Here is an 11188-nt window from a genome sequence, read left to right as displayed (position 1 = left end):
AAGATGCGGGAAGCCCTGAAGCTGATCCAGAGCCAAGCCCCGGACCTTGAGGTCGAGGGTGAAATGCACGGGGATGCAGCCCTCAACAAAGGCATCCTTGATCGAGTGTTCCCCGACTCGCGCTTGACTGAGGCAGCCAACCTGCTGGTGATGCCGAACCTGGATGCGGCGAACATCACCTTCAATGTGCTCAAGGCTGTGGCAGGACAGGGGGTCACGGTCGGGCCCATTCTGCTCGGGGTTCGGCGTCCGGTCCATATCCTGACGCCGACGAGCACTGTCCGGCGGATTACGAACATGACGGCGCTGACCTCGGTTGAGGCCGCCATCGCTGAGTAATTCTTGGACTAAGGAGGCCATACGAGTGCTATAGGGCGAAGGTCGCTTATTGGCACTTCTCGGAAGTAAGTCGAATGTCAGCTCTGGCAGGGAACACCGGACGTTCCCAGAGGGCAGGGGATCGTCAGTGCGTGACCCATATCAGTCATTCCCGAGACCGTTTGGGTTCCGAAAAGCTGAACCTCGCCGGAACTAACGATTCTGATCCCAGGTGGCCAAGTCTTTAATGCCCCAGTGCTTTCGATAAACGATGTCCGAGAAAGGCCAAGCGGCCTTTTGTGCCGCCCAGTCAGCAAACCTTTGGCTCCAATCTCCGTGCACGGTGAAGGCGACCTCCGCCCGCTCCAGCATTTGTGTCACCGCGTCGTTCTGGAGATGCCATCTCCTCTGGCGGGGGCCTCACCAGTGCAGGCCCCTGCCGTCGAGTTCGATCTCAGACAAGCACCCTCGGCTTCAAGAGATCCGCGAGGCCGACGCGGTGGAGCATCTCGGCGCGCACCCGATCGAGCACGGCAAAGCCAACATCCGCACCGTCCTCGGTCGGGTCGATGTGGACGCGGAATGGGCGTTGGCCAAAGGGCGTGTCGACCACCTTGACGATTGTCTCGGCCACGGCCGAGGCATCTGCATCCGGCGGCACGATCGCCGTGAAGGCATTCTGGATCTGCTCGCCGAACCCGGCATAGGGCCCGGCTTGGTATTCCGCGGCGATCCTCTCATCGGTGGGCTTGCCGGAATGGGCGAAGTGATTAGTCCCTGAGGTGAAGGCACCGGGCACGATAATCGAGGTCTCAATCCCCCAGCGCGACAGCTCGCGCGCGTACTGCACGGCGATCGCGTCCATAGCTGCCTTGGCGCCGAAGTAAGGGGCAAGATAAGGCGGGGTACCCCCGGCTGAACTCGAACTCGACACCCAGACCAGCAGCCCCTGTTTCTGCCGACGCATATGCGGCAACATCGCCCGGTTCACCCGCTGCGTACTCAGCACGTTGATGTCGTAGAGTTCGGCGTACTGTTCGGGCGTGAAGGCCTCGGCCGGGCCGAACACCATATGTCCGGCATTGTGCATCAGCACATCGATGCGTCCATGGTCGGTGATCACTTGCTCTACCGCGCGATCGACGGACACCTGCGACTGCACGTCGAGTTCGACGGTGCGCAGGTCGACGCCATGGTCCTGTGAGAATTTGGCAATTGCTTCCACCTGTGGGGCATTCCGCCCTTTGGTGTCGCGCATCGACGCGTAGACCGTATAGCCAGCCTCCGCGAGCGCCTCTGATGTCAGGCGGCCGAAGCCGCTCGAGGCGCCGGTGACGAGAATGATCTTCTTGCTCATAACGAGGTCTCCCAATTGGGGATTTTCGTGACTGTCGGAGTTAGGGGCGATCAGATGATCCCGCCGTTGGCGCGCAGCACCTGGCCATTGACCCAGGCGCCGTCGGGTCCGGCGAGGAACGAGACGGCGGCAGCGATGTCTTGCGGCTGGCCGAGCCGCTCAAGTGGCGCGAGGTTCGTCAGATGTTCGATGACCTCCTGCGGCTTGCCATCGAGAAAGAGCGCCGTCGCTGTCGGCCCCGGCGCCACCGCATTGACGGTGATGTTGCGGCCGCGCAGCTCTTTGGCGAGCACGTGCGTCATTGCCTCGACACCAGCCTTCGTGGCGGCATAGACGGCGTAGGTCGGTGGGTAAAGGCCGACGACGCTGGATGACAGGTTGATGATCCGCCCGCCACTGCGCAGCCGCCGTGCCGCCTCGCGGAGTGTGTTGATGACGCCCCTTAGGTTGACGGCGATCTGGCTGTCGATGACCGCATCATTCACCTCAGAGAGAGGTGCCAGCCGCATGATGCCGGCATTGTTGACGAGCACGTCCACCCCGCCGAAGGCTGCTTCGGCCGCGTCGAACATACGCCCGATTGCGGCCGGATCGCCGACGTCGGCCTGGGCCGTGAGCGTCCTGCCGCCGCCCTGTTCGATCCGCGCCGCCAGAGCCGCGGCTTCGCTCGACTTGCCGGCGTAGTTGATCACGATCGTGAAGCCGTCCCCAGCCAGCCGCTCAGCGATGGCTGCGCCGATGCCGCGCGAGGCCCCGGTGATGATCGCAACTTTGTTACTATTCTCGGACATTGTCTTTCTCCTTTGTCGTTTGCGCCTAGGCGCTGTTCGGCGAGGAGAAGATGACCCTTTTCGCTTGCCGGATAATCGCCGATTATCCGGCATCTCTGTCCGGATATGACGAATAAAGAACATGGACCGGTTCGATGCCATGCGGGTCTTCACCCGCGTCACCGAGAGACGCAGCTTCACCCTGGCGGCCGAGGACCTCGGCCTGCCGCGCTCGACCGTCACCGATGCGGTGAAGCAGCTTGAACGGCGTCTCGGTGTACGCCTGTTGCAGCGCACGACCCGGCATGTCAGCCCGACGCTGGATGGCGAGGCCTATTACCGGCGCTGTCTCTCCATCCTGGCCGATATCGAGGATGCCGAAGGGGCCTTCTCCGGCGTCAAGCCGAAAGGCCTGCTGCGCGTTGACGTGCACGGCACGCTCGCCCGGCACTTCGTCCTGCCGAGCCTGCCGCAGTTCCTGCGGACTTATCCGGACATCGAGTTCCACATGAGCGAAGGTGACCGGCTCGTCGACCTCGTCCGCGAAGGCATCGACTGCGTGCTTCGGGTCGGCGTTCCGCAGGACAGCGACATGATCGCCCGTCGCGTCGCGATGCTGGAGGAGGTCACGCTCGCAGCGCCCACCTATCTCGAGGCGCATGGTCGGCCTGATCATCCGGATGCGCTTGCCGACGGCCATCGAATGGTGGGCTTCCACTCGTCGGCGACAGGGGGCCTGCTGCCGCTCGAATTCACCGTCGGCGGCAAGGTTTGCAATGTCACGCTGCCGACGGTTGTCTCGGTCAATGGCGCCGAGAGCTACCTCGCTGCCGCCGAGCTCGGACTAGGGCTCATCCAGATCCCGCGCTATCACGCCGAGGACGCCTTGAGGTCCGGGAAGCTCCAAGTGGTGCTGGAACGCTTTCCGCCGACGCCGACGCCGGTCTCTCTTCTCTACCCGCGCAATCGCCAGCTCTCGCCCCGGGTCCGGGTCTTCATCGACTGGTTGGTGGGTGTTTTCGAGCGGCATACTCGAGAGCAGCGCACAACGGTGCATGAACTGGGACCCGGCAGGTCTTGAATTCGGTCCCGCAGGACGCGGCGACGTCGCGTTTGTGAAGCAGTCTCATTTGACGCACTGATCGACACGAAGTGGCGCACTGTAACGAACACCAGCTTCCGAGTAACGGTTCCGAAGTCCGCTTCTGATGCTGTGGACGGCTCCCACCCAACGGTGAGGTAGCATGGCTGCTTTCAGCAGCCAGCGAGACAGGAGCAGCCCATGAGCACGGTCAAGACCATTGGTCTGGACATCGCCAAGTCCGTCTTCCAGGTGCATGGTATTGATGCCGAGGGCACCGTGATCATCCGACGTCAGGTCAGGCGAGGGCAGGTGCTCAAGTTCTTCGCCAGCCTGCCACCCTGTCTGATCGGAATCGAGGCCTGTGCAAGTGCCCATCACTGGTCACGTGAGCTCCAGAGCCTTGGCCATGAGGTGAAACTCATGCCGCCGGCCTACGTCAAACCTTACGTGAAGCGGCAGAAGAACGACATGGCCGATGCCGAGGCGATCTGCGAGGCGGTGACCCGGCCCACCATGCGCTTTGTCGAAACCAAGACGTGCGAGCAGCAGAGCATCCTCATGCTGCATCGGGTGCGGCTGATGCAGGTTAGGCAGAGGACAATGCTCACCAACGCTATCCGAGCCCATCTGGCAGAGTTTGGCCTCGTGGCGAAGATCGGCCGTGAGGGTGTCGACGAGCTGCTGCTGATGGTTCGGGATGGAGACGAACGCGTGCCTGAACTTGCCCGGGCCTGCATCCTGGCGCTGGTCGAGCAACTGGTGCTGGTCAAGCGCCAGATCCTGGAGATGGACCGGCGCATCACCGCCTGCCATCGTGCCAGTGAGGTCAGCCGCCGGCTGGCCGAGATCCCCGGAGTGGGTCCCTTGCTCGCCAGTGCTCTGGTGGCCCATGTTCCCAATCCGCAGGCTTTCTCCTCGGGTCGTAATCTCGCGGCCTGGATCGGGCTGGTGCCGAAGCAGAACTCCAGTGGTGGCAAGGAACGGCTGGGCGGCGTGACCAAGCAAGGTAACCGCTATCTGCGCTCGATGTTGACAGTGGGCGCACTGGCGGTGATCCGCTATGCCCAGCAGCATGGCACCCGACGTCCCTGGATCGTGCAACTGCTGGCGCGACGGGCGACTAAAGTGGCAGCGGTAGCCCTGGCCAACAAGATGGCCCGCATGGTGTGGGTGATCATGGCCAAGGGCGAGCGCTATCGCGAGCCGGTCATCGGGCAGGCGGCGTAATCATCGCCGGGGGAGCCGGCGATCAGGAGGTTGGGAAGGGCGTACGGACACTAATGCAGGATCCGGTCGGACCGGGAAGCGGGACAACCCACTCGTGCCAGAGCATCTTGGAATGCGAGCTTTTGGTCGGGACCCCTTCGCGGAGGGCATATGGCCAGCGGACATGAGCACCGCAGCAACAGGTCGAACACATGGCCGCACCGACCAGCTCGGCAGAAGCGTTCAACAATTCCCTTGCCAACGGGGAGCCGTCCACACATCGCGTTTGTGAAGCAGTCTCATTTGACGCACTGATCGACACGAAGTGGCGCACTGTAACGAACACCAGCTTCCGAGTAACGGTTCCGAAGTCCGCTTCTGATGCTGTGGACGGCTCCCACCCAACGGTGAGGTAGCATGGCTGCTTTCAGCAGCCAGCGAGACAGGAGCAGCCCATGAGCACGGTCAAGACCATTGGTCTGGACATCGCCAAGTCCGTCTTCCAGGTGCATGGTATTGATGCCGAGGGCACCGTGATCATCCGACGTCAGGTCAGGCGAGGGCAGGTGCTCAAGTTCTTCGCCAGCCTGCCACCCTGTCTGATCGGAATCGAGGCCTGTGCAAGTGCCCATCACTGGTCACGTGAGCTCCAGAGCCTTGGCCATGAGGTGAAACTCATGCCGCCGGCCTACGTCAAACCTTACGTGAAGCGGCAGAAGAACGACATGGCCGATGCCGAGGCGATCTGCGAGGCGGTGACCCGGCCCACCATGCGCTTTGTCGAAACCAAGACGTGCGAGCAGCAGAGCATCCTCATGCTGCATCGGGTGCGGCTGATGCAGGTTAGGCAGAGGACAATGCTCACCAACGCTATCCGAGCCCATCTGGCAGAGTTTGGCCTCGTGGCGAAGATCGGCCGTGAGGGTGTCGACGAGCTGCTGCTGATGGTTCGGGATGGAGACGAACGCGTGCCTGAACTTGCCCGGGCCTGCATCCTGGCGCTGGTCGAGCAACTGGTGCTGGTCAAGCGCCAGATCCTGGAGATGGACCGGCGCATCACCGCCTGCCATCGTGCCAGTGAGGTCAGCCGCCGGCTGGCCGAGATCCCCGGAGTGGGTCCCTTGCTCGCCAGTGCTCTGGTGGCCCATGTTCCCAATCCGCAGGCTTTCTCCTCGGGTCGTAATCTCGCGGCCTGGATCGGGCTGGTGCCGAAGCAGAACTCCAGTGGTGGCAAGGAACGGCTGGGCGGCGTGACCAAGCAAGGTAACCGCTATCTGCGCTCGATGTTGACAGTGGGCGCACTGGCGGTGATCCGCTATGCCCAGCAGCATGGCACCCGACGTCCCTGGATCGTGCAACTGCTGGCGCGACGGGCGACTAAAGTGGCAGCGGTAGCCCTGGCCAACAAGATGGCCCGCATGGTGTGGGTGATCATGGCCAAGGGCGAGCGCTATCGCGAGCCGGTCATCGGGCAGGCGGCGTAATCATCGCCGGGGGAGCCGGCGATCAGGAGGTTGGGAAGGGCGTACGGACACTAATGCAGGATCCGGTCGGACCGGGAAGCGGGACAACCCACTCGTGCCAGAGCATCTTGGAATGCGAGCTTTTGGTCGGGACCCCTTCGCGGAGGGCATATGGCCAGCGGACATGAGCACCGCAGCAACAGGTCGAACACATGGCCGCACCGACCAGCTCGGCAGAAGCGTTCAACAATTCCCTTGCCAACGGGGAGCCGTCCACACATGGCACTCCCTGGACCAAGGAGCTTCGTCCGCTTCGGCGCTTAAGAGCTGACATTCGTTGAGTGGTCGGAACGCTAAAGTTTGACCTGAAGGCGACCTTAGAACACGGACATCCTCGCCCAGTTGACAGAGCTATTCTGGGGGACATCTACTGAGGCCATGGGGATCGCGATCTCCCCACGAGGCGGCATGCCCAAGCATCGTGTCCTGTTTCCAAGGGGACGCCGCATGCCAACAACCAGCACCAGTGAAGCCGAATCCCGCTCCGAAGTGGGGATCGGTATCCGTCCAAGCCGAGAGTTGCCGTCGGACATCAGGCGGGTTCTCTGGGCCCGATCCCTGCGGGCATTCGGCGACGGCTACGTCGCGATCCTGCTGCCGCTTCATCTCTCGCGCCTCGGCTACGATGCCTTCGGCGTGGGCCTGATCTCGACCGCATCCTTGCTGGGCTCTGCCCTCTTGACCCTTGCCCTCGGGCTGGTCGCCTACCGCATCCCGCGGCGTCCGGCCCTGCTGGCGGCAGGGCTCCTGATGATGGTGACCGGGTTAGGGTTTGCCGGTGTCCACGTTTTCTGGCCGCTACTCGTGATCGCCTTCGTCGGCACGCTCAATCCGTCCGGTGGCGACGTCAGCGTGTTCCTGCCCCTCGAGCACACCGTCCTGGCCCATGTCGTCGCCGATGAGGACCGGACGCTGGCGTTCGCCCGCTACAGCTTCGTCGGAGCCTTCTGCGGCGCGCTGGGGGCGCTCTCGGTCGGCGTGGTCGATTGGCTCGCGCCGGTCATCGCGCCATCGACGACGATCGCGGCGCTCTTCGCGCTCTACGGTGCCCTCGGGCTGCTCACGTTCCTGCTCTACCGTCACCTGTCGCCCCGGGTCGAAGCCGGCACGGGCGCCCCGCCGGCCCCGCTCGGACCGTCGCGCTGGATCGTCTACCGCCTGGCGGCCTTGTTCTCGGTCGACGCCTTTGGCGGCGGGCTCGTCATCAACGCGTTGCTCACGATCTGGCTCAGTGAGCGGTTCGGCATCAGTGTCGCCACCATCGGGGCGATGTTCTTCGTGACCAGCCTGTGCTCCGCAGTGTCGTATTTCGCGGCGGTGCCACTGGCCCGTCGGTTCGGGCTGATCAACACGATGGTGTTCACGCACCTGCCGTCGAGTCTCTTCCTGATCCTGACGGCCTTTGCCCCGAACATCTGGATCGCGTTCGGGCTCCTGATCCTCCGGAGCCTGCTGTCTCAGATGGACGTGCCGACCCGGTCCTCCTACGTGATGGCGGTGGTCCGGCCAGAAGAGAGGCCCGCCGCCGCGAGCGTGACGGCCGTGCCCCGCAGCCTCGCGTCCGCGCTCGCACCACTGGTGTCCGGATGGCTGCTGACCGTGTCGCCGTTCGGCTGGCCGCTCGTCCTCGCCGGCACCCTGAAGGCCGCCTACGACCTCACGCTGCTGCGGCAGTTCTCAGCCATCAAGCCACCGGAGGAGCGTTGAGGGCGTGACTGAGGTCAGAGGGGCAGGGGGAAACGCACGCAGGTGCGTGTGCCCTTCTCGACTGGCTCCTGCTCGACTTGGCCATCGAGCTGAGTGGTGAAGGCATCGATGAGGCGTAGCCCCAGCCCACCTTGGCGGGGCGGTCCCATCCCGCGCCCGTTGTCCTCAACCGCCAAGCAAGCCTCACCCTGTTCGCGGGCCATCGTGAAGGTGACCTGGATAATCCCGCCGCTCTCATCGAACGCGTACTTGAGCGAGTTGGTGACCAGCTCGTTGACGATGAGACCGGCCGCAACGGCCCGGTCGAGCGGGAGCAGCGCCCCCCTGTGGGCTTCCACTTCAATGGTGACCTCGTCCCGCCCCGGGTCGATGTTGGCGCAGAGCGCCCGCAGGTAGTCGCCGAACTCGACGTTGCTGACGCCGGTCTCGAACGACAGTTGGTCCTGCGCCAGGGCGATGGCATGAACCCGGTCCATGACGCTCACGAAGCGATCCCGGTCGTCCGGCGTGGACGCATGCCGCCGCTGGAGAGCCAGGAAGGAGATGATGGTCTGGAGGTTGTTCTTCACCCGATGCTGGAACTCGCGCAGGACCACCTCGGCAAAGGACTTTTGCCGGGCATGCTGGGCTGCCGCCTCCGCCGCCTTGTCCTGGGTCTCCTGGCGCAGCAGGGCGACGCCCAGGATGTTGGCCATGGTGGTCAGGAAGGTCACGTCGCCCTCGTCAAAGGTGCGCGGCTCCTCCGCATCGACCTCCAGCACGCCCCAGGTGCGTCCGTCGATCCGGATCGGCACGTTCAGCACCGAGACGATGCCGTGCTCGCGCAGGGTTGGCGGCGTCCGGAACTCCGGGTCGTTCGGCAGGTCCTCGATGATGACCGGTGCGGATGTCTGCATCGTCCGGCCAGCAACCGAGGCGCTGTCGAGGGAGAACGTTGTGTTGCCCACCACACCCGGCTTCCAGCCAACGCCCGCCACGAGCAGGAGATCGCCCTTGTCCGGGCGGTAGCGCATCACCTTGGCGTGCCGGATGTGGGTGACGCGCGAGACCTGGGCCGTGACGTAATGCAGCAGCCGCTCGGTCGACAGGACCTCGGAGGCAATCCGGCTGAAGGCGGCGAGTGCCCGCTGGTACTCGTGCAACCGCTTCAGTTCGGGGGCGGGATCACCGGTCTTTCTCGGCATCTATCTCGTCAACAAAGCTGAATAGGAAGATTCAATGTTGAGCTAAAGGCGGTGCCACAATATTGAGTTCCCTAAATAGCCTTCCGCAAGATTTCACCTCCACCGGAGTGAGGGTTCAGCGTGAGGGCGTGTGAGCCTGGAAAGTCTCCCGACGGCAGGGGGCTGACCTAAGCTGACCTTCTGCAAGAGCAGAGTGAAGCGGATCTTGTCACGGCCGCGCTGAAGGACCCAATTTGACCCCAAGCTGAAGTTGGCGAAGGTGGGCAGACCGCGACTAAAATGGCGTCGACGGTGAGTCAGGTGAGTTTGGTGATGCCGCCACTGCTCAGGGTGGCGAGCAGCTCCACAATGCGTCTTCCGCCAAGCCTCAGCTCAGGGGCGACCTCGGCCAGTGGCACGAGCACGAAGGCGCGTTCTGCCGCAAAGGGGTGGGGAAGTGTCAGAGCAGGGGTGCCGATCTCCAAGTCATCATAGGTCAGGATATCAATGTCGATTGCTCGGGGACCCCACTTGGTCTCACGGACGCGCCCAAGCTCCTGTTCGACGCGCAGGCAGAGAGCCAGAAGGTCTTCCGGCGAGAGATCGGTCTCAGCAAGGGCGCAGGCATTCACAAACCAGTCCTGGGCAACAGGCCCCCATGGCTCGGTGCGAAAGTCGGCTGAGCGGGCCACAATCCGTGCTCCGCCCCGATCGAGGGCAGAAAGGGCCCTGGCAATGTTGCCGCGCTTGTCACCCAAGTTGCTGCCTAGGCTGAGCGCCACCTTAGCCATCGCGCGAGCGCCGGATCTCGACCGCAACGCTGTCGAGGATGAACGGCACCGGCGCCTCAGGCTTCTCGACCCGCACCGTCAGGGACGTAATCCGTGGAAATCGTTCCAGCACGCCTGCGGCAATGGCCTCCGCCAAGCCTTCGATGGTGTGAAAGCGGCGCGTGGTGCCGACCTCATAGGCGAGCTTGGCAAGGCTCGCATAGCAGACGGACTGGTGATAGTCGTCCACCTGCCCGGCGGGCCTGAGATCGAGAGCGCAGGTGAGGCTCACGTAAAAGCGCTGCCCCAGGCGCGCCTCCTCGGCGTGAACGCCATGATGGGCATAGAGCGCCAGCCGGGAGAGGATGATCGTATCGGTCAAGGTTGGCCTCTCAACAGAATATCGGCGACCCGGCACGCTTCGACGTGAGCCTTCACGTCGTGAACCCGAATGATGTCTGCGCCGCGCGACACCGCCGCGAGATGTGCGCCCAGGGTCCCGTACAGCCGGTCGCGCGGCGGCACCTCGGGCTTGTAGAATCGGCCAAGAACCGATTTGCGGGAGGCGCCCACAAGTACGGGAAAGCCCATAGTCTTGAGCTCCGGTAGACAGCGCAAGGCCTCGAGGTTCTGATCGGCCGTCTTGCCGAAGCCGATGCCGGGATCAAGGATCAGATGCGTGTCGGGAATGCCGGCCCGCCGGGCGAGGTCCAGGGAGCGCTCGAAGAAGCGCTGCATGTCCGCCATGAGATTGAGCGAGGGATCCGCCTCCGCCCGATTGTGCATGACGACCGCCATAGCCCCATGCTCGGCCACGGTGGCGGCCATATCGGGATCGTACTGAAAGCCCCAGATATCGTTCACGATCCTGGCGCCGGCCGCCAGGGCCGCGCGGGCGGTCGCAGCCCGGTAGGTGTCGATCGACATGGGCACATTGAGAATGCCGGCGAGGTCGCGGATGACAGGAATAATGCGCCGCTGTTCCTCCTCAGCTCCAACCGGCGTGTGTCCCGGGCGCGTGGACTCCCCACCGATATCGATGATGTCGGCCCCAGCGTCCTCCATCTCGCGGGCATGTCGAAGCGCGGCCTTGTGGTCGCTGAACAGGCCGCCATCCGAGAACGAGTCGGGCGTGACGTTCAGGACGCCCATGATCAGGGTGCGCGAGCCCAGGCCGGTCAAGGTTGGTGACATGGTCGATCCCGCATTCATCAGACGCCGCGTTTGTTGCCCCAGGCGAGGACGTGCAACTGCGGCAGGACTGTCGCCGTGAACCACCGATCCGCCGCC

General features: G+C 63.7%; 11 protein-coding genes and 1 pseudogene. 5 read left to right on the top strand and 7 right to left on the bottom strand.

The window, feature by feature from the left end; genetic code table 11:
* On the top strand, positions 1 to 339 hold a 339-nt coding region (locus DC522_RS30740; RefSeq protein WP_256369938.1), incomplete at its 5' end, for a phosphate acyltransferase.
* 433 nt (positions 340 to 772) lie between these two features.
* Here the strand turns inward: DC522_RS30740 and DC522_RS30735 are convergent.
* The gene (locus DC522_RS30735) at positions 773 to 1675 is read right to left on the bottom strand and encodes an SDR family oxidoreductase (protein WP_116532281.1); all 903 of its coding nucleotides are present in this window, start codon (positions 1673 to 1675) and stop codon (positions 773 to 775) included.
* A 50-nt stretch (positions 1676 to 1725) separates the two neighbouring features.
* Positions 1726 to 2466: an SDR family oxidoreductase gene (locus DC522_RS30730; protein ID WP_116532280.1), complete on the bottom strand. Its 741-nt coding sequence runs from the start codon at positions 2464 to 2466 to the stop codon at positions 1726 to 1728.
* A gap of 121 nt (positions 2467 to 2587) precedes the next feature.
* Between DC522_RS30730 and DC522_RS30725 the strand changes: the two genes are divergently transcribed.
* The 4 genes from DC522_RS30725 (at position 2588) to DC522_RS30710 (ending at position 7965) form a co-directional block, all read left to right on the top strand.
* Positions 2588 to 3526: a LysR family transcriptional regulator gene (locus DC522_RS30725; protein WP_116532279.1), complete on the top strand. Its 939-nt coding sequence runs from the start codon at positions 2588 to 2590 to the stop codon at positions 3524 to 3526.
* A 201-nt stretch (positions 3527 to 3727) separates the two neighbouring features.
* On the top strand, positions 3728 to 4756 hold the full coding sequence (locus DC522_RS30720; RefSeq protein WP_116532278.1) for an IS110 family transposase: 1029 nt from the start codon (positions 3728 to 3730) through the stop codon (positions 4754 to 4756).
* A 434-nt stretch (positions 4757 to 5190) separates the two neighbouring features.
* Positions 5191 to 6219 (top strand): IS110 family transposase, encoded by a 1029-nt coding sequence (locus DC522_RS30715; RefSeq protein ID WP_116532278.1) that lies wholly within the window; start codon positions 5191 to 5193, stop codon positions 6217 to 6219.
* 381 nt (positions 6220 to 6600) lie between these two features.
* Positions 6601 to 7965: an MFS transporter gene (locus tag DC522_RS30710; RefSeq protein ID WP_245444699.1), complete on the top strand. Its 1365-nt coding sequence runs from the start codon at positions 6601 to 6603 to the stop codon at positions 7963 to 7965.
* A 14-nt stretch (positions 7966 to 7979) separates the two neighbouring features.
* Here DC522_RS30710 and DC522_RS30705 read toward each other — a convergent pair whose 3' ends face one another.
* The 5 genes and pseudogenes from DC522_RS30705 to DC522_RS30685 form a co-directional block, all read right to left on the bottom strand.
* Positions 7980 to 9149: a sensor histidine kinase gene (locus DC522_RS30705; RefSeq protein WP_116532277.1), complete on the bottom strand. Its 1170-nt coding sequence runs from the start codon at positions 9147 to 9149 to the stop codon at positions 7980 to 7982.
* Between the two features lie 296 nt (positions 9150 to 9445).
* Positions 9446 to 9919 carry a 2-amino-4-hydroxy-6-hydroxymethyldihydropteridine diphosphokinase gene (gene folK / locus DC522_RS30700; protein ID WP_116532276.1) on the bottom strand — a complete coding sequence of 158 codons (474 nt, stop codon included), beginning with the start codon at positions 9917 to 9919 and terminating at the stop codon, positions 9446 to 9448.
* Positions 9912 to 10280 carry a dihydroneopterin aldolase gene (gene folB, locus DC522_RS30695; protein WP_116532275.1) on the bottom strand — a complete coding sequence of 123 codons (369 nt, stop codon included), beginning with the start codon at positions 10278 to 10280 and terminating at the stop codon, positions 9912 to 9914. Before folB ends, folK begins: the two co-directional genes overlap by 8 nt.
* Positions 10277 to 11110, bottom strand: a complete 834-nt coding sequence (gene folP / locus DC522_RS30690) for a dihydropteroate synthase (RefSeq protein WP_116532274.1) — start codon at positions 11108 to 11110, stop codon at positions 10277 to 10279. Before folP ends, folB begins: the two co-directional genes overlap by 4 nt.
* Positions 11110 to 11188: pseudogene (locus DC522_RS30685) on the bottom strand (7-carboxy-7-deazaguanine synthase QueE); the annotation flags it as partial. The gene folP and the pseudogene DC522_RS30685, both read right to left, overlap by 1 nt.

It is taken from the genome of Microvirga sp. KLBC 81 (assembly GCF_003075415.1).
In the GTDB taxonomy this organism is placed as follows: domain Bacteria; phylum Pseudomonadota; class Alphaproteobacteria; order Rhizobiales; family Beijerinckiaceae; genus Microvirga.
Note: the sequence above shows the minus strand (reverse complement) of the source record. Positions and strands in the feature narration are given on the sequence as shown.